The sequence below is a fragment of the Tsukamurella sp. 1534 genome (assembly GCF_000312385.1).
Taxonomy (GTDB): domain Bacteria; phylum Actinomycetota; class Actinomycetes; order Mycobacteriales; family Mycobacteriaceae; genus Tsukamurella.
Genome location: NZ_HE997626.1, coordinates 1691058 through 1713026, shown reverse-complemented (window position 1 = coordinate 1713026; position 21969 = coordinate 1691058). Strand labels below are relative to the sequence as shown.

Sequence of the window (21969 nt, the reverse complement as noted above, 5' to 3'; positions counted from 1 at the left end):
CTTGACGCCCCGAACAGCAAAGTGATATCACTTTTAATTAAGTGATATCAGAATACCTGGAGGAGGAGTGATGACCGGCATCGTTCAACCGGAGGACACACAGGTCGCGATCAGCGAACGCCCCGCCTGGCACGGGGGCGCCGGCGCGGCGGTGGCCGCGTTCGTCGGCATCGTGGTGCTGGCCGCCGCGGCGGTGGGCCTGGTGTTCCTGTCGATCTCGACCGAGACGCCCGCCCTGATCATCGGCACGGTGGTCCTGGCGATCGCCGCCACCCTGCTGCTCAGCATGGTGGTCGTGGTGGCCCCCGGCCACACGCTGGTGGTGCAGTTGTTCGGCAAGTACGTGGGCACCGTGCGCGCGCAGGGCCTCGGCCTGGTGCTGCCGCTCACCACCCGGCGCCGGCTGTCCGTGCGCGTGCACAACTTCGAGACGGCCGAGCTCAAGGTCAACGACTCCACGGGCAACCCGGTGAACATCGCCTCGATCATCGTGTGGCAGGTGGCCGACACGGCCCGCGCCACGTTCGCGGTCGAGGACTACGAGGAGTTCATCGTGTCCCAGGCCGAATCCGCCCTGCGCCACGTGACCACCAGCCACCCCTACGACGCGGACGACGCCGTGGCCGGCGCCACCAGCCTGCGGGGGTCCACCGATCAGGTGGCCGCGGAGCTCGCCGAGCAGGTGGCAGCCCGTGTCGAGCTCGCCGGACTGCAGATCCTCGAGGCACGGATCTCCTCGCTGGCCTACGCCGCCGAGATCGCGGGCGCCATGCTGCAGCGGCAGCAGGCGTCGGCCCTGCTCGCGGCGCGCGAGAAGATCGTCGAGGGCGCCGTCGGCCTCGTCGAGAACGCGCTGACCCGGCTCGAGGAGAACGCGGTGGTGGAGCTGGACGACGAGCGCCGGGCGGCGATGGTCTCGAACCTCCTCGTGGTGCTCTGCTCCGACAGCCGCACCACGCCGGTGGTCAACACGGGGAGCCTGTACAGCTAGTGAATCCCCAGCCCACCGCCGACCGGCCGGAGCGCAGCGGGCCGGAGCGGGGCCGTAAATCGGTCCCGCTCCGGATCGATCCGGCCGTGTACCAGGCCCTCGCCAAGTGGGCCGCGGACGATCTGCGCAGCGTGAACGCGCAGATCGAGCACCTGCTGCGGCGCGCGCTCGACGATGCCGGGCGGATGCCCGCCAAGGCGCGGCCGATGCGCGGCCCGGGCCGCCCGTCGCGCGAGGGGTGAGCGTGAGCTCGGCGAACGATTGTTGCCGTACGAGGTAAGGCCAGCGTAACCTTCCCACTCGCGATTTCCGCGAAGGATCTCCGCGACTGGAAGGAACCCCCTCACCCATGAAGCTCACCCTGACGCGCGTGGCCACGGCCGCGATCGCCGTCGGCCTCCTCACGGCCTGCGGCTCCGGCGAACCGTCGACCACCACGTCCAGCAGCGCCGCCGGCGGTGCCGGATTCCCGCGGACCGTCGAGCATGCGCTCGGGAGCACGACGATCCCCGCCCAGCCGCAGCGCGTGGCCGCACTCGACGCCTCGTTCGTCGACGCGACGCTCATGCTGGACACCAAGGTCGTGGCGTTCACCGAGTACAACCAGCTCGGCGACAAGCTGCCGGGATACCTCGGCAAGTCCGGCACCGCGTACGGCGCCGAGGCGCAGCCCGTGGGCAAGCTCGCCTCCCCGTCGCTGGAGAAGCTGGCCGGCATCAAGCCCGACCTGGTGGTGAGCGCGAAGGTGCGCCACGACAAGATCTACCCGCAGCTGAGCAGCATCGCGCCGACCGTGTTCAGCGAGACCACGGGCCCCACGTGGAAGGACAACATCCGGCTGCTGTCCCGCGCACTCGGTAAGGAGTCGCTCGCCGATCAGCGGATCGCGGAGTACGAGGCGCAGGCCAAGAAGGTGGGCGACGCCGTCAAGGCGAAGGCCGGGCCGGACACCACGATCTCCGTGGTGCGCTTCGTGGAGGGGCCGACGCGCCTGTACGCGAAGAAGTCGTTCTCCGGCATCGTCCTTCAGGACGCCGGGCTCGCGCGGCCCGCTCCGCAGGACGTGGACCAGTTCACCGTGGAGATCAATCCCGAGCAGATCCCGATGGCCGACGGCACGAAGATCTTCGTGACCACCAACGGCGAGAAGGGCGGACCGTCGCGCGGCGCCTTCCTGCAGAACCCGCTGTGGCAGCCGTTGGCGCCCAAGGCCGTCGAGGTCAACGACGCCGAGTGGATGAGCTCGGTGAGCGTACAGGGCGCGTACCGCATCCTCTCCGACATCGCGAAGGGCTTCGACGTGCCCGGCCCCGTGATTCCGGATTGGATCGGCCCCACGTCGTAACCGGCGGTAGCGTGGCATCACGGGACCACCCCCTGCCGGAGGAGCTGTGATGCCACGCGAGCTGGTCTACGCGGAACCACATGTGACACAAGACGGTTCGACGGTGATCGCCGCCGCCCGGGTGCACGGGTCCCGCAGCACGCCCGTGGGCGTGTTCGTGATCCGCGCCGATTCCGCGCAGTGGGTGCCCGCCGTCGACGCCGACCGGATCGCGCTGATCGGCGTGGCCACCGGGTTCGTCGCCGCCACACTCGGCTGCCTCGCCGTCCTCCGCACGCCGCCCTGGGCCGGGTGGGGCACGGAGCGGAGGCTCCCGCGATGAGCCTGCCGGCGAACCAGCCGAGCCTCGGGGCGGACGTGCTTGGCGCGCCGCTCCCCGAGCAGTTCGAGACCTTCGTCGACGAGCACAGGGACCGCCTCGGAGCCGTGCTCGACGGCCTCACCGAGGAGGAGGCGCGCGCGTCGATCGTGCCGTCCCGCACCACCCTGCTCGGGCTGGTCAAGCACGCGACCTCCGTCGAGCGGATCTGGTTCGACGGTGCCGTCACCGGCAGGACGCGCGGGGAGCTCGGGATCGGCGCCACCGTGGACGACACGTTCGTACTGGAACCCGAGGACACCGTCGGCTCGGTTCTCGCGGAATACCGTGCCGCCTGCGAGGCCTCGCGCCGGGTGACATCCGCGATGGACCTCGACACCGTACTCCCGCACCACCGCTTCGGCCCCATGCCGCTGCGCTGGGTGTACCTGCACCTCCTGCGCGAGCACGCGCAGCACCTGGGGCACGCGGACATCCTCCGCGAGCAGCTCCTCGCCCGCAGGTCGTGACTCTCCCGCGCACGTGAGCGGTGCATTTGGACCATCGTCGGGCGATCAGTACACTTGGTCCTCGGTCCTGCACCCGTGTGGGGCCACGCCGCCTTAGCTCAGTCGGTAGAGCGCTTCACTCGTAATGAAAAGGTCGGGGGTTCGATTCCCCCAGGCGGCTCCGTGTGATGAGTCGCGTCATGTGTCACACATGAGTCGCGACAGATGTCACTTTCGGGAAGCCCCCGGCCATCGGCCGGGGGCTTTCTGCGTGTTGCGCCAGTAGGTCTTGTCGGGCGGATCGTGTACGCGGTGATCGCGGCGGACGGTTCCGGGGCCATCCCGGTGCCGGATCGGCGGCGCGCGGTGCTCGCGGCCTGCCCCTCCTCGCGAATCTTCGCCGAGGAGCGGGCTCGCGGCCATAGTGGCCGCGGGCGCCCTCTGCAGTGCATTTTCGCGGGGATCCGCTGCGCGGTCCGGGCCGGGGGATGGGCGCGGGCGACGTGTGCCTTTACCCGGACAGATTCACACGCGCAGACAAGCGCTGCAGCCCCGGATTCAGACTGGCAGTGTGGGAGTACGGGTTCGAGTCCCGCTCACGCCGCGTGCACGGGACATGCACGTTGACTCTCGCCTACTCGGTCGGGATGGGACAGATGTCCCGACTCATCGGTGACTATCACCTGAGACACATGTCGTGAACCCAGACACCCAGGCGGCTCCCACACTTCCAGGTCAGGCGGGGCGGACGCCCCGCCTTTTCCGTCTTCAGGCGCGTGAGCGCGGCCGTCGCAGCGGTCCGCGTGGTCCTCGCCGTCACCTCCGGCGCGGGACGAGGTGGCCGCCGATACCGAGCACGTCGCACAGGAACGCTCGGGCGCGTTCCAGCTCGTCCTCGGTGCAATCGAGCAGCACCTTGATCTCCGCGTCGCGCTTCGTCGCATCCGCGGTCAGCAGGACCGCGACGACGCCGCTCCCCGTCGCGGTGCCGATGAACACGTCGATGCCCTGGCCGTCACCGCTCGTCGTGCCGACGAGGTGGCCGTAATCGAGGGGGTAGACGGCGCGCGGGAAACGCGGGTGGGCCGTGCCGGCCCGGCGGTCGACGATGACCTCGGACGTCCGGGCCAGCTCGTCGAGCGCGGCGAAGAAGCCGTCGGCACCATCAGTCATGCCGCAAGCGTAGGCGTCCCGCGACGGAGCCCGCATCAAGCGGAAGTACACGAACCCGCGCCCGCGCGCATGGTGTTCCTTCCCACAGCGCGACGGGGTAACGCGCGCGGCGGACCGACCGATTTCTCCCGTGAGGCGGCGTATGCCCCCACCACGACTATGACGCGAGACAGCGGAGGGAGAACACGACTGTGCAGGTAGGAACAGCCATCGCCGAACGGTACGAGCTCCTCCGGCTCATCGCGACCGGCGGCATGGGTCAGGTGTGGGAGGCCATGGACACGCGTCTCGACCGGCGCGTGGCCATCAAGGTGCTCAAGGCCGAGCTCTCCGGTGACCAGGACTTCCTGGCCCGGTTCCGCACCGAGGCCCGCACCACCGCGGCCCTCAACCACCCCGGCATCGCCGGCGTCTACGACTACGGCGAGACCGCGGACCAGGCCACCGAGGCTCCCCTCGCCTACCTGGTCATGGAACTCGTCGACGGCCAGACCCTGCACAGCGTGCTGCACCGGCACGGCCGCCTCAGCCAGGCGCAGACCCTGGACCTCATCGCGCAGGCCGGTCGCGCACTGCACGTCGCCCACAGCGCCGGACTGGTGCACCGCGACGTGAAACCCGGCAACATCATGATCACCCCCACCGGCCAGGTGAAGATCACCGACTTCGGCATCGCCAAGGCCGTCGACGCCGCCCCGGTCACCAAGACCGGCATGGTCATGGGCACCGCCCAGTACATCTCCCCCGAGCAGGCCTCCGGCGAGGACGCCACCGCCGCCTCGGACGTGTACTCGCTCGGCGTCGTCGGCTACGAGTGCCTCGCCGGCCGGCCGCCGTTCCGCTCGGAGTCGCCGATCGCCATCTGCGCGAGCCACATCCGCGACACCCCGGACCCGCTCCCCGCGGCCGTTCCGGCGCACGTCCGCGAGCTCATCGATAACGCCATGGAGAAGTCGCCGCACGCCCGCTACTCCGACGGCGGCGCGCTCGCCGAGGCGGCGACCGCCACCGCGAACGGACTGCGGCCCGCGGCGACGGGGAGCACGCAGCCCCTGCACACGGTGACCACGGCACTGCGGCCGTCCAGCGACCGCCCCGTTGCCACGACCGCGCCCTCGCGGAACACGAAGGCGCACCGTCGCACCGCGGTCGTCTACACCGCTGCCGCGACCGCCGTGATCGCGGCGCTCGTCACCGCCGCGACCGTCCTGTTCCCCGGCGCTGGGGATTCCGGCACGGACACACCGGCTTCCGGCCCGACCGCGAACGCAGGGGCGGCCCCGAGCGGGCAGGCGATCGCGCCCACGACGGGTGCGCCTGTCCCCGACCGGGTGGTCGGCCGGCACGTGCAGGTTCCCGCGCCCACCACCCCGCCTCCCGGGGCGACCTCGACGTCACCGTCGCCGACGACGACCAGCCCGAGCACACCGCCCAGCTCCACGACGACGCCGACCACCGAGCCCACGACGCCGACGACGACCACCACGGAGCCCACCGAGACGTCGACGCCGACCACGACGGAACCCGTCCCGACAACGACGACCGCCGCCGGCGCCGACGAGCAGGTCTAGACCCCACGCCGGCGCGGGCGACGGCCGCCCACCGGATCAGTGCAGCGCGATCAGTGCAGTGCGTCCCGGAGCGTCTGCTGGGCCACGCGGATCGCGAGATCGGCTCCGCGGGTGGAGCGGAGCGCGTTGAGCATCATGAAATCGTGGATGACCCCGCCGACGCGGATGTGCGTCACGGGGACGCCTGCCTCGCGCAGTTTCGCGGCGTAGGCCTCGCCCTCATCGCGGAGGACGTCGGCCTCGGCGGTGATGATCAGCGCGGGCGGGAGGCCCGCGAGCTGCTCGAGCGACGCCCGAAGGGGTGACGCGTAGATCTCCGCGCGCTGCGCCTCGTCGGTGGTGTACTGATCCCAGAACCACTGCATGCCCTCGCGGGCCAGGAAGTAGTGCTCCGCGAACCGGTGGTACGACGGGGTGTCGAACGCGCCGTCCGTCACCGGGTAGAGCAGCACCTGCTGCGCGATCTTCACGTCCCCGCGGTCCTTGGCCATGAGCGTCAGGACGGCGCTCATGTTGCCGCCCACCGAGTCCCCTGCCACGGCGAACCGCGACGCGTCGAGCCCCTTCTCCGCGCCGTGCGCGAACACCCACTGCGCCGCGGCGTAGTTCTGCTCGATCGCCGTTGGGTACTTCGCCTCCGGCGACAGGTCGTACTCCGGGAACACCGCGGCGGCGCCGGCGCCCACGGCGAGCTCACGAACGAGCCGGTCGTGCGTGTGCGCGTTCCCGAAGACCCACCCGGCGCCGTGGATGAAGAACAGGACCGGGAGCACGCCGGTGGCCCCGGCGGGCTTGACGATGCGGGCCCGGACCGAGCCGGTGGGGCCGCCCTCGACGGTGATCCACTCCTCGTCGACGTCGGGCTTGTCGACGTCCCCCGACTGCACCTCGTCGACGGTCCTCCGCCCCTCCTCGGGCGGGAGCTGATAGAGGAACGGTGGAGCATCTGTGGCCCGCGCGAACTCGGCCGCCTCGGGCTCCAGAACGGGATTGATCTCGGTCATGTCGCTCTCCTTCTGTGGTTGGGTCACTCAGCGGGTCACACATCGCCGGGCAGCAGGAGCACCTTGCCGACGGAGTCCTTCGATTCGAGCAGGTCCTGTCCCTTCTCGGCGTCCGCCAGCGGGAGGGCGGTGGAGATGACCGGCGCGATGAGGCCTCGTCCCACCAGGGGCCACTCGTCGGCGGCGACGGCCGCGACGATCTCGGCCTTCGAGCCCGGCCCGGTGAGGGGCCGGTTCCGCACGTTGAGCCCGATCACCCTGGCCCGCTTGCCGATCAATGCGCCCACGTTCACCTCTCCGGTGAATCCGCCCTGCATGCCGATGACCACGAGGCGGCCGCCGATGCCCAGGGCGTCGACGTTGCGCGCGAGGTAACTGCCGCCCATGATGTCGAGGATGACATCGACCTGCCCGGCGAGCTCCGCAGCGAAATCCTGCTCGCGGTAGTTGATCACGATGTCGGCGCCCAGCTCGCGTGCGCGCTCACCCTTGCCCGCCGAGCCGACGGTGACCGCGACGCGGGCACCCAGCGCCTTCGCCACCTGGATGGCGTGCGTGCCGATCCCGCTGCCGCCGCCGTGCACCAGGAACAGCTCGCCGGCCCGCAGACCGGCGTCCATGACGACGGTCGACCACACCGTGCTCGCCACCTCGGGCAGCGCGGCCGCATCGATGAGCGGGACACCGGCGGGCACCGGAAGCAGTTGCGCCGCCGGAACGACGGCGTACTGCGCGTATCCGCCGCCGGCGATGAGGGCGCACACCTCCTGCCCGACCGCGACGCCGTCGACGCCCGGGCCGAGCGCGGCGATCGTGCCCGAGACCTCCATGCCCATGATGTCGGTGATGCCGGGCGGCGGCGGGTAGAGGCCCTGGCGCTGCATGAGGTCGGCGCGGTTGATGCCCGCGGCGGCGATGCGGACGAGCACCTCCCCCGCGGCGGGGACGGGCGTGGCCACGTCGTCGAGGACGAGGTTCTTCTCGCCGTCGACGACGATGGCGCGCATGGTTTCCGGGATGCTCGTCATATCGGAGCCTTTCTGTGGAACGGGGTCAGCGGACCGAGAACGGGGCCGGCATGTGCAGTGCGGCCTGCGCCGAGGTGGTGGCGTCGAACCGGATGGCGCGCAGCGGTTTCAGCGAGCGAAGGTCATCGGCCATCCGGCCCTCACCGAGGGTGAGATCGAATCCCCGGGGCAGTAGCGAGGACCCGCCGGCGAGGACGTTCGTCTGGTTGAGGGTGGAATGCCACGCACCGTCGCGGCGGGTGTAGGAGGTGAGAGTGGAGACGCGCTCGCCGGAGGGGAAACGCTTCTGCTTCGGAGTTGCGGCGGAGAACCCGACATCGACGCCGCCGTCGCCGTTGGCGATCCGGGCGGTCGTACGCTCCTCGCCCACCGAGACGTCGAGGTCGGTGACCCACTTGGGGAATCCGTATCCGTCGTGACCGCGCACCTGGGCGATCTCCGTGTTGACCGGCAGCGCGAGGACGTAGGCGTGGATATGGTCGTCACCGAGCGCGGATGCGAGGTCGGCGACGCCCGGGCCGCCGTGCCGTGCTGGCCGGACGGCGACGCCCACGGCGGCCTCGGTGTAGAAGTCGATGTCGCACACGTCGTACCGGAACAGCATGAGGGAGACGACGCCCAGGCCGGGCGCGATCTCCAGTGGCGCGAGTTGCTCGGGGAGGCGCCCGCGGAGCGCCCGGCTCGGGGCGATCATCGTCAGCCTCGCCGAGGACATCGCGTAGTAGAAGTTCGGGGTGAACGTCGGCCCGATCGGCGACTGCACCCGGGTCTTGGGGAGCGAGCGGAAGAAGTCCACGCCCGGCACTCGGGGGTCCGCGGCGACCTCGTCGAGCGGGGTTCCATCCGGTAGCGGTCGAACAGGCCGCCCTGCGGGACCGCGACCGTCTTCCCTCCCAGCTCCACCTCGACGGTGCCTCCTGCTGTGTACGTCATTCCGGACTCCTCGCCATCGCCTGATGTATGCGTTGCTCACATCAGCGTACGACTCGATGTAAGCAGTGTCAACACCCGTCACGACCTGGGAGGGCCATGGTGCGCGGGGTAGAGGCGAGAGGTCAGCCGCGAACGCGGAGGGTGGCCTCGACGGTGGAGCGCACCGTGGAATCGACGACCTCCGCCGAGGAGGAGTCGAGCTTGCCGTCGATGAACAGGAACGCGAGGCCGTGCACCATGGCCCACGCACCGGTCGCGACAGCCTTCGGCGAATCGGAGGGGATCCCCCTCTCGACGATCCCGAGGAGGTACGCGGTGATCGCCTCGACCGCCGCGACGCGGTCCGCGTCCTCGGTGTCGCAGACGCCGCCGAACATCACCCGGAAGATCCCGGGCCGGTCGAGTGCGAACCGCACGTACGCCACGGCGATGTCCGCGATATCCGATGGCGTCGCCGGATCCGGGTGCGCCGCTTGAAGAGTCGCCGCGAGCTCACGGTAACCGACCGCCGCGACCGCGGAGAGCAGGGCGTTGCGATCGGCGAAGTGCCGGTACGGTGCGCCCGTCGAAACGCCGGCCCTGCGGGCCACCGCCCGCAACGACAGGTCCGCGTCCGAGCCGTCCTCGTCGAGTTGCTCGATCGCGGCGCGGACCAACGCGGCGGGGAGGTCGCCGTGGTGATAGGCGGGACGCGATTGCATAGTGCGAATCTACAACGCCCGCTCCGCGATCGCGGAAACCCCATGGTTGACGGACCCGTCGGACGGCTCTAATGTAAGCGGTGCACACATCAATCGTCCGGGGCGGCCGACACCCGAACCCGCTGGTACGGATCCCTTTCGGTCACGAACACCGGTATCGCACAGGAGGCACTCATGACAAAGCGCGTACTCACGGTGGTGACCAACGTCGGCCACTACGACGACCCGTCGCACAAGACCGGCCTGTGGTTGTCCGAGCTCACCCACGCCTGGCACGTCTTCGAGCAGGCGGGTTTCGAGCAGGTCCTGGTGAGCCCCGCGGGCGGCGCCGTACCGCTCGAGCAGCGGGCGCTGAAGTTCCCCAACTACGACAAGACCGCCAAAGCATGGCGCGCCGACCCCGAACGGATGGCGCTCCTGGAGAACACCGCCCGCCCGGACCAGGTGGACTCGGCCGATTTCGACGCGATCTACTTCACCGGCGGCCACGCAGTCATGTACGACTTCCCGGACAGCGAAGGGCTGCAGCGGATCACACGCGAGATGTTCGAGCGCGGCGCCATCGTCTCCTCCGTCTGCCATGGCTACTGCGGCCTGTTGAACACGACACTGTCCGACGGCTCGTACCTGATCGCCGGGCGGAGGATGACCGGATTCGCCTGGCAGGAAGAAGTTCTCGCGCGCGTCGACAAGCTGGTGCCGTACAACGCCGAGGAACGCTGCAAGGAGCGCGGCGCCGTCTACGAGAAGGCGAAGCTGCCGTTCGTCTCGTACGCCGTTGTGGACGGGAACCTGGTGACCGGACAGAATCCCGGGTCCGCCAAGGAGACCGCGCAGAAGGTGGCCGCGCTGCTCTGACCGCACCGGGACCGAACCGCCGCGGGCGGCACCGTCGCCCTCGTACCCTGGCACCATGCGCGAGGACACGGCCACCCGCACAGTGACGGCCGCGCCGGCCCAGGTCCGGCGCGCGTTCGCCGACGCCGACCTGCTTGCCCGGTGGCTGCCACCGTCGGGCATGACGGGCGTGCTGGACCGGCACGACCTGAGGCCCGGCGGCGGATTCCGGCTCCGGCTCGTCTACGACGGGCCGCACGGCGCGCCCGGCAAGCACGGGCCCGACGAGGACGTCTCCGAGGTGCGGATCCCGGAACTCGGCGACCGCGCCGTGTGGCTCGTGGACTTCCCGTCGGACGACCCCGCCTACGCCGGAACGATGACGATGACCTGGACCTTCCTCCCCGTCGACGGCGGAACCGAGGTGACCGTCCGCGCGACGGGCGTGCCGCCGGGCATCTCGCCCGAGGACCACGCGGAGGGGCTGGCCTCCTCGCTGGCGAACCTGGCGGCCGCAGTCGAAGACCGGTGATGCGCGACAATCGACGCCGACAGATCGGAGCGACGATGCAGCAGACCTGGCCCGAACCCTCGGAGCGGGTGAAGGAGCTGATCCGGCGCGGCGCGGAGATCGCGAGCAACCCGCCCGAGGAATGGGTCGCAGAGATCCACGCCGCGACGCTCACCGGTGCGATCACCTCCGTCATCGCCGCCGACCCCACCCTGGCCGAACTGGTACGGAAGTCCAACACCGCCGCGCTGCTGCTCTGGGCCACGCACAACCTGCGCGCGCCCGGCACCCGAGTACCGCCCAACACCGACGCCGAAGCCCTCGCCGTCTCCCGCGACCTGGTGCGCCGGGGCCTCGACCTGCACGGCATCGACTCCTATCGCACCGGCGTCAACGTGGCCTGGCGGCTGTGGATGGAGGTGTGCTTCGGCCTCACCGACGATCCCGACGAGTTGCGCGAGCTGCTCTCCGTCACATGGGAATCCATGTCCACCTACATCAGCGACACGATCAACGCCCTGGCGATCCGGATGGCCGGCGAGCGGAACCAGCTGACCACCGGCACCAACGCCGACCGCTTGGAGACCGTGTCACTCCTCCTCGAGGGCGCACCCCTGTCGCGGGACACCGCGGAACAACGCCTCGGCTACCGGCTCACCGGCCCGCACACCGCGGCCGTCGTGTGGACCACCGGCGACGCCGGCGACCTCGACGCCGCCGCCCGCGCCCTCGCCCGGCACGCCGACAGCCCGCGACCGCTCACCGTCGTCGCCAGCGCCTCGGCCCTGTGGATCTGGCTGCCCGGCACCGTCGCGCCGCCCGCGGCCGAACTGGCCCGCGACCTGTCCGACCACCCCGACGTGCGAGTCGCGCTCGGCCGGCCGGGCCAGGATCTCGACGGGTTCCGGCGCAGCCACCTCGACGCCGGTACCGCGCAGCGCCTACTGACCCGCCTCGGATCGCCGCGGCGCGTGGCCCGCTACGACGACATCGCGCTGATCTCGCTGGTCACCGGCGACACCACTAAGGCCGACGAGTTCGTCCGCGACACCCTGGGCGACCTGTTGAGCGCCGATCAGGACACGCGGGACACCGTCGCCACCTACGTGGCCGAGCAGTTCAACACCTCCCGCACGGCGGAACGCCTGTACACCCACCGCAACACCGTGATCCGCCGCCTGACCAGGGCGGACGAACTGCTCCCCCGCCCGCTCGCGGAGAATCCGACCGGCGTGGCCGTCGCCCTCGACGTGCTGCGCTGGCTCGGCGACGCGTGACGTTCTGCACCACCCTTCACCTGATCCGGGTGCACTCTGCGCTGGCCCGACCCGCCTCCGAGGCGAGAGAGTTAAGCATCGGTTCTATCACTGAGCCCCCGGACCAGGAGAGACACGTATGACGAGCACCATCCCGACCGAGCACCTCGACATCCTGGTGATCGGCGCCGGCATCTCCGGCATCGGCGCCGGCCATTACATCCGCACCGAGCTGCCCGCCAAGTCCTTCGCGATCCTCGAGGGCCGCGCGACGTTCGGCGGCACCTGGGACCTGTTCAAGTACCCCGGCATCCGCTCGGACTCCGACCTGCACACCTTCGGCTACGAATTCAAGCCCTGGGAGGCCAAGGATTCGATCGCCGACGCCCACAAGATCCTCGACTACCTGCGCGAGACCATCGAGGAGAACGACCTGGGCGACAAGATCCGCTACGACCACAAGGTGCTCTCCGCCGACTGGTCCAGCGAGGACGCCCGATGGACCGTGCAGGTGGAGCACGCCGGCGAGCAGTTCGCGATCACGGCGAACTGGGTGTTCTTCGGCAGCGGCTACTACGACTACGAGCAGGGCTTCACCCCCGAGTTCACCGGCCGCGACCGCTTCCAGGGGCAGATCGTGCACCCGCAGTTCTGGCCCGAGGACCTGGACTACGCCGGCAAGAAGGTGGTCGTCATCGGTTCGGGCGCGACCGCCGTGACCCTCGTCCCGTCGATGGCCGACGAGACCGAGCACATCACCATGCTGCAGCGCACTCCCACGTACATCATGCCGGTGCCCAAGCAGGACCCGCTGACCAACCTGTTCCATCGCGCGTTCGGCCACAAGATCGGCCACGACCTGTCCCGCAAGCGGTTCATCTGGCAGCAGCGCGGCGTGTACGTGTTCGCCCAGCGGTTCCCCGACCTGGCGCGCAAGATCATCCGCAGCGAGAACGCCAAGCGGCTGCCCAAGGGCTACCCGGTGGACGTGCACTTCAACCCGCCGTACAACCCCTGGGATCAGCGCCTGTGCGCCGTGCCCAACGGCGACCTGTTCACCGCGATCCGGCACGGCAAGGCGTCGGTCGCGACCGACCGGATCGCCACCTTCACCGAGACCGGCATCGAGCTGGAGAGCGGCGAACACCTGGACGCCGACATCATCGTCACCGCGACCGGCCTCAAGCTCAAGCTGTTCGGCGGCGTGCAGCTGTCCGTCGACGGACGGCCCGTGGACGTGACCCAGTCGGTGATCCACCGCGGCGCGATGCTCTCCGGCGTGCCCAACGTCGCGATCGCGATCGGCTACACCAACTCGTCGTGGACCCTCAAGGTGGGCATGCTGTTCCGCTACGTCACCACCCTGATCCGCTCCATGGACGAGAACGGCCAGGACGTGGCCGTGGCCGTCGCCGACCCCGAGATGCCGACCCGTCCGGCCCTCGACTTCGAGGCCGGGTACGTGCAGCGCGCGCTGCACGAGCTGCCCCGGCAGGGCGAGGCCGACGACTGGCGCATGTCGATGAGCTACTTCGAGGACGCCAAGCGGCTGAACAACGAGCTGTCGCTGGGCGAGGAGTCCGGACTGCGTCTCTCCTCCAGCAAGCGCATCGCACCCGCCGGGGTCTGACCAGCACCTGAGGCCGGCCGGCGCCCGGGGTTCCCGTTCGCAGCGACCGCCGCGCAGCCGCGCGGTAGCGTCGCTGCGGACGCCGAGAAACCCAGGGCGTCGGCCGTTTCCACGTCAGGGAGATCATGGGCAGCATCCACGCACACGAATTCGTCACGCTCGACGGGTTCTTCGACGACCCCGGCTTCACCGTCCCGTTCGGCTTCGACCCCGCGATGGGCGAGACGCTCGGCGCGATCACCGGAGCCGCCAGCGACATCCTGTTGGGCCGCAACACCTACGAGATGTTCGCGCCCGCGTGGCGCGACCGCACCCCGGACGACGACCCGGGCGCGCCGTTCTTCAACGAGACGCCGAAGCACGTGGTGGGCGCGAACCCGCTCGTCGAGGAGTGGAACAACACCCGGCCCCTCGGCGGCTACGACCCCGCCGCGATCGCCGGGCTCAAGGCCTCGGCCGCCGGCGACGTGTACGTCAGCGGCAGCGGCCGGCTGGTGCGCGCCCTGCTGCGGGACGGCCTGCTCGACTCGCTGCACCTGTTCGTCTACCCCGTGATCCTCGGCCGCGGGGAGCGCCTGTTCGGCGACGACGGGCTCACCCTCGCGCTGCAGGAGTCGCAGGCGTACGCCAACGGCGTCGTGCATCTCGCGTACGGGCGCGCCGGGGACTGATCCTCGTTCCTCGCGCTCGCCCCGTCGGGCACCCGCTGACCTGCGGGAATCCCTTTCAGGCGCGCGTGCCGCTACCGTAGTACGGATGCGTCCGACGGTCGGCCGCGGCGTGAGGGAGTGGATGAACGAGCAGCAGATCGCGGGCTACCGGGTGGTCCGTCGACTCGGTGGTGGAGGCATGGGCGAGGTGTTCCTCGTCCAGCATCCGCGGCTGCCCAGGCAGGACGCGCTCAAGCTGCTGCACACGTCCGTCAGCAGCAACGAGCAGTACAAGGCGCGATTCGAGCGCGAGGCCTACGTGCTGGCGCAGCTCAACCACCGCAACATCATCCACCTGTACGACCGCGGCGAGTTCGAGGGACGGCTGTGGATCTCGATGGAGTACGTCGCCGGCCCGGACACCGCGCGGATGCTCTCCGACCGGGGACCGATGCCCCTCGGGCTCGCGATCGAGATCGCCGACGGTGCCGGCGCGGCCCTGGACTACGCGTACCGCCAGGCCGCCATCACGCACCGCGACGTCAAGCCCGCCAACATCCTCGTCTCCTTCGACACCGACGGTTCGCCGCAGGTCAAGCTCGCGGATTTCGGCATCGCCAAGGCCGCGAGCGAAGCGGCCGGCGTCACGTCGACCGGGGTGACCATCGGGACCATGTCGTACATGTCCCCGGAGGCCTTCGACAACAAGCTCCTCGATAACCGGGCGGACCTCTACTCGCTCGGCTGCACCGTCTTCGAGCTGCTCACCGGCGCGCCGCCGTACCCGGGGGACTCCCCCGCCGCGGTCATCGCCGCGCACCTGAACCAGCCGGTGCCGCGGATCACGTCGCGTGCCCCGCACCTGCCGCCGCACCTCGACGCCGTGTTCCGCACCGCCCTGGCCAAGCGGCCCGAGGACCGGTACGCCTCGTGCGCCGACTTCGTGGCCGGGCTGCGCGGCGAGGCACCGGCTGTGCCCCCGCCCGGGACCGCCCCACACCCCGCGCCCGGCTTCACCGGGCCGCACACGGCCCCCTACACGCAGGCCGGGCCGGCCACCCGCGCCGAGCCGCCGAACGCGTCGTACACGGGCCCGTACACCTCGCCGTACCCGAGTCCCGAGCCGCAGGTCGCCGCTGCGCGAGGGGCGCTGGCGGCGTCGGGCGGCGGGCAACCGGCCCCGCAGCCGCGGCGGCGGAGCAGAGCACTGCCGATGGCGCTCGGCGCCATCGTCCTGGTGATCGGCCTGGTGGCCGGCGCGTTCTTCCTCATGAACCCCACGGGGGCCGGGAGCGACTCGTCGGGCGGGGCGCTCACGGCGCAATCCGTCCGCCAGATCACCTTCCAGGGCGATCAGGAGGCCTCCAAGAACCTGGCCAACGTCCTCACCGGCGACCAGCCCGCGTGGCGCACGGACCAGTACTTCTCCGGGCCCCAGTTCGGCGGCCTCAAGAAGGGCACGGGCTTCGTCATCACCCTCGACCGGGAGGCCGTCGTGAAGTCCGGCACGATCACCTCGCCCAGCTCCGGCTCGACGGTCGAGGTGCGCACCGCGTCCTCATCGTCGATCAGCTCGCTGGACGACACCACGAAGGTGTGGGACGGGACGCTGAGCAGCGGCACCACCGATTTCGCCGCGAGCGACGCGCCCAAGACCCGCTACGTGCTGATCTGGATCACGGGCCTGACCCAGGCGAACAACGGGAAGTGGCAGACCACCATCGAGCAGGTGCAGCTGCGCGGCGACTGACGGCTACCGGCGGTAGTCCCGCAGCGCCGTGGACACACCGGCGGCCATCGCGTCGAGCGCCACCACGGGCTTGACGTTGAGGTCGATGGCCTCGCGACAGTCCAGCACCGACTCCACGCACCGCAGCAGCCCCTCGGGCCGCGCGTATCCGGCCAGCCTGCGCGTCTGCTCCGCCTCGTCGGGATGCATGAGCGTGACCTCCGCGCCCGTCCCCTGCACCAGCGCGTCGCGGAACAGTGCGGCCAGGTCGATGAGCGCCCGGTCGAGGGAATCGCGGACGGTGCGCGTGCCGCGCGCCTTCTGCCGGCGCTCGAGGTCCTTGAGCTGGCCGGCGGAGCCCCGCATCACGCCCGCGGTGCCGCGGCCCGAGCCGCCCGCGCCGAGGGCCGTCTTGAGCTCCTCGGTCTCGCGCTCGTTGAGATCGGCGTTGATCTCCTTGGCCACGGCCTCGGCGTCCCGCAGCAGCTGCTCCACGACGCCGTAGACGCCCTCGGAGGTGGCCGCCCGGGCCAGCCCCAGCGCCTGCCGGCGCTGTTTCTGCGCCTCGGGATCGGTCGCGAGGCGCTTCGCCCGCCCGACGTGGCCGCCGGCGACGCCCGCCGCCCACTGCGCCCGCTCGGGTTCGATGCCGTCCCGTTCGAGCACTGCGGCGATGGCCGGTGCCGACGGAGTGACCAACGGCACATGCCGGCACCGGGACTTCAGGGTGACCGAGATGTCCTCGGGATCGACCGTGGGCGCGCACAGCAGGACGATGGTCTGCGCGGGCGGTTCCTCCACCATCTTCAGCAGCGCGTTGCCCGCCTGTTCGGTGAGCCTGTCCGCGTCCTCGATGAGCACGATCTGCCAGTTCCCGACGGACGGCCGGCGGGATGCGTCGGCGACCACCTCACGCATCTGCTTGACCGCGATCGACAGCCCGTCGGGGGCGATGGACCGCACGTCGGCATGGGTCCCGGCCAGCACCGTCGTGCAGGCGCGGCATTGACCGCAGCCCGGCACCGTCGGGTCGTCGCACTGCAGCGCCGCCGCGAGGGCACGCGCCGCCACGGAACGGCCCGATCCGGGAGGGCCGGTGAACAGCCAGGCATGGGTCATCGCCGAACCGGCGAGATCGGCCACCGTGCCGGAACTCTCGACCACCACGCGTGCGGCCGCGGCGGCGGCCCGCAGCCCCGTCACCACGGCCTCCTGGCCCACCAGCCGTTCGAACACCCCACTCACGCCACCCAGCCTAGCCCTCCCGTTCGAGACGAAGCGCACGCTAAGTTGGACCCGTGGCCACACCAGACAGCAGACTCAGTCGCGGGTTGCGGCTGGCGCGCTGGCTGGCCAAGACACCGTGGCCGATCTTCGCGCTCGACATCCTGCGCTCGAACATCCTCGGAGCGGTGTTCGTGTTCGGTTTCCTGCGGTTCGCGCTGCCCGTCAACCAGTCGGTGCAGTTGCAGGGGATCAGCGTCCTCAACCTCATGGTCTTCGTGGTGTACCTGCTGGTCTCGACGATCGGCGGCGCTTTCGTGGGGCTGCGCATGGTGCTGCCCGTGCTGCGCTGGCACAGGCGCAGCGCACCGAACGATCCGGACATCTCCCGTCGTGCCCTGACCCTGCCCGGCCGGATGGCGATGCTGCAGGCCGTGCTGTGGCTCATCGGCGGCGCGATCTTCGTGCTCATCAACATCGACGCGCCGCGCGGAACGCCCGTGGTGATCGCGATGACGGTGTTCCTCGGCGCCACCACGACCTGCGCCCTGAGCTACATGCAGACCGAGCGCGTGCTCCGCCCGATCACCGTCGCGGCGCTGGCGCAGGAACCGCAGGGCACCGCGGGGCTGTCCGTCACCAGCCGCATCCTGCTGAGTTGGGTGCTGGGCACCGCGACGCCCATCCTGGGCATCCTCATGGTGGTGTTCTCGCAGAACCTCGGCCTGGTCGACGAGGACGCCGACACCGCGATCGACCCGGTGTTGCTGCTGTCGCTGGTGGCGCTGGCGGCCGGCCTGCTGGGCACCGTGCGTGCCGCGAAGTCCATCGGCGACCCCATCCGCGACCTGTTCCAGGCGCAGCGCAAGGTGCGCGACGGGGACTTCCGGGCGTCGGTGAAGATCTACGACTCCAGCGAGCTGGGCCTGCTGCAGGCCGGGTTCAACGACATGGTGCACGACCTGGCCGAGCGGCAGCGGATGCGCGACATGTTCGGCCGCTACGTGGGGCAGGACGTGGCGCGCCAGGCCCTGGAGCACGGCACCCACCTGGGCGGCGAGATCCGCGAGGTGGGCGTGCTGTTCGTGGACCTGGTCGGGTCCACCCGCCTCGCCGTCACCGAGGAGCCCGCGGCGGTGGTGGACCTGCTCAACGACTTCTTCAAGGTGGTCGTGGACCTGGTGGACCTGCACGGCGGCTTCGTCAACAAGTTCCAGGGCGACGCTGCGCTGGCCATCTTCGGCGCGCCCCTGCCGCACCCCGACGCGGCGGGTGCGGCCCTCGCCGCGGCACGCGAGATGCGGTTCCAGCTGCGCGACGTGCTCGGCGGCACCGGCTTCGGCATCGGCGTCTCCGCCGGCCAGGTGGTGGCCGGGCACATCGGCGCGAAGGCCCGGTTCGAGTACACCGTGATCGGCGACCCGGTGAACGAGGCCGCGCGGATCACCGAGATCGCCAAATCGGAACCGTCGAGCCTGCTGGCCGCCGGTCGGGCCGTGGAGGCCTCCACGGAGGCGGAGCAGGCGCTGTGGAGCCTCGGAGAGGCCATCGAGTTGCGCGGGCGCGGCCAGCTCACCCAGCTGGCCCGCCCGCTCGACGTGGACTGAGCGCTAGACCGTCTCGTCGGCCGACGTCTCGGCGGCCTTCTTCGCCGGCGCCTTCTTCGCAGCCGATTTCGTGGCCGTGGCCTTCTTCGCGACGGTCTTCTTGGCCGCCGCCTTCTTGGCCGGGGCCTTCTTCGCCGCCGTCTTCTTGGCGGGCGCCTTCTTGGCCGCCGCCTTCTTGGTGGCCTTCTTCTTCACCGGACCGCGGGCGCGACGGTCCGCGAGGAGCTCGGACGCGCGCTCGTCGGTGATCGACGCGACCTCGTCGCCCTTGCGGAGCGAGGCGTTGGTCTCCCCGTCGGTGACGTACGGACCGAACCGGCCGTCCTTGATCACCATGGCGTTGCCGGAGACCGGGTCGTTGCCCAGCTCGCGCAGCGGCGGCGCGGCGGCGGCGCCGCGGCCCCGTCGCTTCGGCTCGGCGTACAGCTTGAGCGCCTCCTCGAGGGTCACCGTGAACATCTGCTCCTCGGTGGCCAGCGAGCGGGAGTCGGTGCCCTTCTTCAGGTACGGCCCGTAACGGCCGTTCTGGGCGGTGATCTCCTCGTTGGACTCGGGGTCGACGCCCACGACGCGCGGCAGCGACAGCAGCCGCAGCGCGTCCTCGAGGGTGACGGTCTCGATGTCCATGGTCTTGAGGAGCGAGCCGGTGCGCGGCTTGGGGCCGTCGGCCTTCTTCTTGCGCGTCTTCGGCTTCGCCGCCTCGTCGAGGTTCTCCGCGTCGGCGTCCTTCTCGGGCTCCGGCAGGATCTCCGTGACGTACGGGCCGAATCGGCCCTCCTTCGCGACGATCTCGTGACCGGTGGCGGGGTCCACGCCCAGCGGGCGGCCGTCCTGCGGGGTCGCGAACAGCTTCTCCGCGACCTCCTCGGTGAGCTCGTCGGGCGTCATCGACGCGAGGATGTTGGCGCGCTGCACCTCGGGCTCGCCCTTGTCGCCCGTGACGGTGCGCTCCAGGTACGGGCCGTAGCGGCCCACGCGCACGTAGACGACGTTGCCGTCGGCGTCCGTGTACAGCGGGATCGAGTTGATCTCCCGGGCGTCGATCGCGTCGAGGTTCGTGGCGACGAGGTTCTTCAGGCCGGGGCTGTCGGGGCCCGGGCCGTCGGCGCCGGAGACCGCCGCGCCGTCACCGCCGGGCCCACCGTCGCCGAAGTAGAACCTCGTGAGCCAGTCGACCCGGCCCTCGCGGCCGCCGGCGATCTCGTCGAGGTCGTCCTCCATCGAGGCGGTGAAGTTGTAGTCGACCAGGCCGCCGAAGTGGCCCTCAAGCAGTCCGATCACGGCGAAGGCGACCCACTGCGGGACGAGGGCGTTGCCCTTCTTCACGACGTAGCCGCGGTCCTGGATCGTCTTGATGATCGAGGCGTAGGTCGACGGGCGGCCGATGCCCAGCTCTTCGAGGGTCTTGACCAGCGAGGCCTCGGTGTACCGCGCGGGCGGGCTGGTCACGTGGTCGGCCGCGGCCAGCTCTGCGGCCGTGACCTTCTGGCCCTTGACCAGCTGCGGCAGACGGGATTCCGCGTCGTCGGCCTCGCCGCCGGACTGGTCGTCGACCGTCTCGACGTAGGCCGAGAGGAAGCCCGGGAACGTGATGGTGCGGCCGGACGCGGCGAACTCGCAGGCCTCGCCCGACGAGGCCGTGCCGCCGATCCGCAGGCTCAGCGTGGTGCCCTTGACGTCGGCCATCTGGGAGGCGACGGTGCGCTGCCAGATCAGCTCGTAGAGCCGGAACTCGTCGGAGTTGAGCACGGACGCCAGCGCGCCCGGGGTCTGGAAGGTCTCGCCCGCGGGGCGGATCGCCTCGTGCGCCTCCTGCGCGTTCTTCACCTTGCGGGTGTACTGCCGCGGGGTGGGGTGCACGTAGTCCGCGCCGTACAGCTGCCGCGCCTGGTCGCGGGCGGCGGCGATGGCCGTCTCCGACAGCGTGGTCGAGTCGGTACGCATGTAGGTGATGTAGCCGCCCTCGTAGAGGCGCTGCGCGATCTGCATGGTGCGGTCGGTGTTGAACCGCAGCTTGCGGCTCGCCTCCTGCTGCAGGGTGGAGGTCATGAAGGGCGCGTAGGGCTTGCGGGTGTACGGCTTCTCCTCGACGGAGGTCACCGTCAGGCTGGCGCCCTGCAGGCCCTCGACGAGCGCGTTCGCCCGCGCACCGTCGAGCACGGTGATCCCGGACGGCTTCTTGAGCCGGCCCTGCGCGTCGAAGTCGCGGCCGGTGGCCACGCGGTCGCCGTCGACGGTGACCAGGCGGGCGCCGAACGCGCGGGGCGTGGCCTCGGCGCCGGCGTCGAGCTGGGCCGCGATATCCCAGTACCCGGCGGTGCGGAAGGCGATCCGCTCGCGCTCCCGGTCGACGATGATCCGGGTCGCGACGGACTGCACGCGCCCGGCCGAGAGGCCCTGGTTGACCTTGCGCCACAGCACGGGGCTGACCTCGTAGCCGTAGAGCCGGTCGAGGATGCGGCGGGTCTCCTGCGCGTCGACGAGGTTCATGTCGAGCTCGCGCGGCTCCTGCGCGGCGGCCTGGATGGCCTGCTGGGTGATCTCGTGGAACACCATCCGCTTGACCGGGACCTTCGGCTTGAGCACCTCCTGCAGGTGCCACGCGATGGCCTCGCCCTCGCGGTCACCGTCCGTCGCGAGGTAGAGCTCGTCGGCCTGCTTGAGCAGGGACTTCAGTTCGGAGACGGTGGAGCGCTTGCTGGCGGACGTCACGTAGTGGGCCTCGAAGTCGTGGTCCACGTCCACGCCGAGCCGCGACCAGGACTTGCCCTGGTCGGCCTCGGGGAGCGGGTTGTCCCGGCTCGGGAGGTCACGGATGTGCCCCATCGACGCCCGGACCGTGTAGTTCGGCCCCAGGAAGTCGCCGATCTTCTTGCCCTTGGCGGGGGACTCCACGATCACGAGGCGCTGCAATCCGTCGCCGGCCGATCCATTTCCGCGTGCCGCCATGGCCCCTCCTGCCGTCTCCCGGT

19 protein-coding genes, 1 tRNA gene and 1 pseudogene are annotated in these 21969 nt (G+C 70.6%); 14 read left to right on the top strand and 7 right to left on the bottom strand.

Annotated features, from left to right (window positions below; all coding sequences use genetic code 11):
• Positions 1-70 precede the first annotated feature (70 nt).
• The 6 genes from BN39_RS08325 (at position 71) to BN39_RS08300 (ending at position 3324) form a co-directional block, all read left to right on the top strand.
• Entirely contained in the window at positions 71-991 is a 921-nt protein-coding gene (locus BN39_RS08325; RefSeq protein ID WP_019201924.1) for an SPFH domain-containing protein, read from the top strand.
• A complete protein-coding gene (locus BN39_RS08320) occupies positions 991-1233 on the top strand; it encodes a hypothetical protein (protein WP_019201923.1) in 243 nt (80 codons plus the stop codon). The genes BN39_RS08325 and BN39_RS08320 overlap by 1 nt, the downstream gene beginning before the upstream one ends.
• A 107-nt stretch (positions 1234-1340) precedes the next feature.
• Positions 1341-2336: an ABC transporter substrate-binding protein gene (locus BN39_RS08315; protein WP_019201922.1), complete on the top strand. Its 996-nt coding sequence runs from the start codon at positions 1341-1343 to the stop codon at positions 2334-2336.
• Between the two features lie 49 nt (positions 2337-2385).
• On the top strand, positions 2386-2658 hold the full coding sequence (locus tag BN39_RS08310) for a hypothetical protein (RefSeq protein ID WP_051158860.1): 273 nt from the start codon (positions 2386-2388) through the stop codon (positions 2656-2658).
• Positions 2655-3164, top strand: a complete 510-nt coding sequence (locus BN39_RS08305; RefSeq protein WP_019201920.1) for a DinB family protein — start codon at positions 2655-2657, stop codon at positions 3162-3164. Before BN39_RS08310 ends, BN39_RS08305 begins: the two co-directional genes overlap by 4 nt.
• A gap of 87 nt (positions 3165-3251) precedes the next feature.
• Positions 3252-3324, top strand: a tRNA-Thr gene (locus tag BN39_RS08300).
• 635 nt (positions 3325-3959) lie between these two features.
• On the opposite strand, the gene BN39_RS08295 is transcribed toward BN39_RS08300, so the two are convergent.
• Positions 3960-4316 carry a hypothetical protein gene (locus BN39_RS08295; RefSeq protein ID WP_019201919.1) on the bottom strand — a complete coding sequence of 119 codons (357 nt, stop codon included), beginning with the start codon at positions 4314-4316 and terminating at the stop codon, positions 3960-3962.
• A 191-nt stretch (positions 4317-4507) separates the two neighbouring features.
• Here BN39_RS08295 and BN39_RS08290 point away from each other — a divergent pair, with 191 nt between their 5' ends.
• Entirely contained in the window at positions 4508-5887 is a 1380-nt protein-coding gene (locus BN39_RS08290; RefSeq protein ID WP_019201918.1) for a serine/threonine-protein kinase, read from the top strand.
• 50 nt (positions 5888-5937) lie between these two features.
• On the opposite strand, the gene BN39_RS08285 is transcribed toward BN39_RS08290, so the two are convergent.
• From BN39_RS08285 to BN39_RS08270, 4 genes and pseudogenes are all read right to left on the bottom strand, one after another.
• Positions 5938-6891 carry an alpha/beta hydrolase gene (locus tag BN39_RS08285; protein ID WP_019201917.1) on the bottom strand — a complete coding sequence of 318 codons (954 nt, stop codon included), beginning with the start codon at positions 6889-6891 and terminating at the stop codon, positions 5938-5940.
• A 35-nt stretch (positions 6892-6926) separates the two neighbouring features.
• Positions 6927-7898, bottom strand: coding sequence for an NAD(P)H-quinone oxidoreductase (locus tag BN39_RS08280; protein ID WP_019201916.1), 972 nt, complete (start codon positions 7896-7898; stop codon positions 6927-6929).
• Positions 7899-7944: 46 nt separating this feature from the next.
• Positions 7945-8852: pseudogene (locus tag BN39_RS08275) on the bottom strand (acetoacetate decarboxylase family protein).
• A 122-nt stretch (positions 8853-8974) separates the two neighbouring features.
• Positions 8975-9553 (bottom strand): TetR/AcrR family transcriptional regulator, encoded by a 579-nt coding sequence (locus BN39_RS08270; protein ID WP_019201914.1) that lies wholly within the window; start codon positions 9551-9553, stop codon positions 8975-8977.
• 174 nt (positions 9554-9727) lie between these two features.
• Here BN39_RS08270 and BN39_RS08265 point away from each other — a divergent pair, with 174 nt between their 5' ends.
• From BN39_RS08265 to BN39_RS08240, 6 genes are all read left to right on the top strand, one after another.
• Positions 9728-10411 (top strand): type 1 glutamine amidotransferase domain-containing protein, encoded by a 684-nt coding sequence (locus tag BN39_RS08265; protein ID WP_019201913.1) that lies wholly within the window; start codon positions 9728-9730, stop codon positions 10409-10411.
• A 55-nt stretch (positions 10412-10466) separates the two neighbouring features.
• A complete protein-coding gene (locus tag BN39_RS08260; RefSeq protein WP_019201912.1) occupies positions 10467-10922 on the top strand; it encodes an SRPBCC domain-containing protein in 456 nt (151 codons plus the stop codon).
• Between the two features lie 35 nt (positions 10923-10957).
• Positions 10958-12178, top strand: coding sequence for a CdaR family transcriptional regulator (locus tag BN39_RS08255; RefSeq protein ID WP_040767022.1), 1221 nt, complete (start codon positions 10958-10960; stop codon positions 12176-12178).
• 118 nt (positions 12179-12296) lie between these two features.
• Positions 12297-13787 carry an NAD(P)/FAD-dependent oxidoreductase gene (locus BN39_RS08250; protein ID WP_019201910.1) on the top strand — a complete coding sequence of 497 codons (1491 nt, stop codon included), beginning with the start codon at positions 12297-12299 and terminating at the stop codon, positions 13785-13787.
• A 125-nt stretch (positions 13788-13912) separates the two neighbouring features.
• Positions 13913-14458 (top strand): dihydrofolate reductase family protein, encoded by a 546-nt coding sequence (locus BN39_RS08245; protein WP_019201909.1) that lies wholly within the window; start codon positions 13913-13915, stop codon positions 14456-14458.
• An 85-nt stretch (positions 14459-14543) separates the two neighbouring features.
• A complete protein-coding gene (locus BN39_RS08240) occupies positions 14544-16187 on the top strand; it encodes a serine/threonine-protein kinase (RefSeq protein WP_081585963.1) in 1644 nt (547 codons plus the stop codon).
• 3 nt (positions 16188-16190) lie between these two features.
• Here BN39_RS08240 and BN39_RS08235 read toward each other — a convergent pair whose 3' ends face one another.
• Complete coding sequence (locus BN39_RS08235; protein ID WP_040766050.1) at positions 16191-17411, bottom strand: DNA polymerase III subunit delta'; 1221 nt, start codon at positions 17409-17411, stop codon at positions 16191-16193.
• Positions 17412-17464: 53 nt separating this feature from the next.
• Between BN39_RS08235 and BN39_RS08230 the strand changes: the two genes are divergently transcribed.
• Complete coding sequence (locus BN39_RS08230) at positions 17465-18997, top strand: adenylate/guanylate cyclase domain-containing protein (protein ID WP_051158858.1); 1533 nt, start codon at positions 17465-17467, stop codon at positions 18995-18997.
• Positions 18998-19000: 3 nt separating this feature from the next.
• On the opposite strand, the gene topA is transcribed toward BN39_RS08230, so the two are convergent.
• Complete coding sequence (gene topA / locus BN39_RS08225; RefSeq protein WP_040766049.1) at positions 19001-21946, bottom strand: type I DNA topoisomerase; 2946 nt, start codon at positions 21944-21946, stop codon at positions 19001-19003.
• Between the last annotated feature and the right edge of the window lie 23 nt (positions 21947-21969).

Coding starts and splice junctions, on each gene's coding strand:
- BN39_RS08325 (WP_019201924.1), top strand. CDS start 71: ATGACCGGCATCGTTCAACCGGAGGACACACAGGTCGCGATCAGCGAA.
- BN39_RS08315 (WP_019201922.1), top strand. CDS start 1,341: ATGAAGCTCACCCTGACGCGCGTGGCCACGGCCGCGATCGCCGTCGGC.
- BN39_RS08310 (WP_051158860.1), top strand. CDS start 2,386: ATGCCACGCGAGCTGGTCTACGCGGAACCACATGTGACACAAGACGGT.
- BN39_RS08305 (WP_019201920.1), top strand. CDS start 2,655: ATGAGCCTGCCGGCGAACCAGCCGAGCCTCGGGGCGGACGTGCTTGGC.
- BN39_RS08295 (WP_019201919.1), bottom strand. CDS start 4,316: ATGACTGATGGTGCCGACGGCTTCTTCGCCGCGCTCGACGAGCTGGCC.
- BN39_RS08285 (WP_019201917.1), bottom strand. CDS start 6,891: ATGACCGAGATCAATCCCGTTCTGGAGCCCGAGGCGGCCGAGTTCGCG.
- BN39_RS08280 (WP_019201916.1), bottom strand. CDS start 7,898: ATGCGCGCCATCGTCGTCGACGGCGAGAAGAACCTCGTCCTCGACGAC.
- BN39_RS08270 (WP_019201914.1), bottom strand. CDS start 9,553: ATGCAATCGCGTCCCGCCTATCACCACGGCGACCTCCCCGCCGCGTTG.
- BN39_RS08265 (WP_019201913.1), top strand. CDS start 9,728: ATGACAAAGCGCGTACTCACGGTGGTGACCAACGTCGGCCACTACGAC.
- BN39_RS08260 (WP_019201912.1), top strand. CDS start 10,467: ATGCGCGAGGACACGGCCACCCGCACAGTGACGGCCGCGCCGGCCCAG.
- BN39_RS08255 (WP_040767022.1), top strand. CDS start 10,958: ATGCAGCAGACCTGGCCCGAACCCTCGGAGCGGGTGAAGGAGCTGATC.
- BN39_RS08250 (WP_019201910.1), top strand. CDS start 12,297: ATGACGAGCACCATCCCGACCGAGCACCTCGACATCCTGGTGATCGGC.
- BN39_RS08245 (WP_019201909.1), top strand. CDS start 13,913: ATGGGCAGCATCCACGCACACGAATTCGTCACGCTCGACGGGTTCTTC.
- BN39_RS08240 (WP_081585963.1), top strand. CDS start 14,544: ATGCGTCCGACGGTCGGCCGCGGCGTGAGGGAGTGGATGAACGAGCAG.
- topA (WP_040766049.1), bottom strand. CDS start 21,946: ATGGCGGCACGCGGAAATGGATCGGCCGGCGACGGATTGCAGCGCCTC.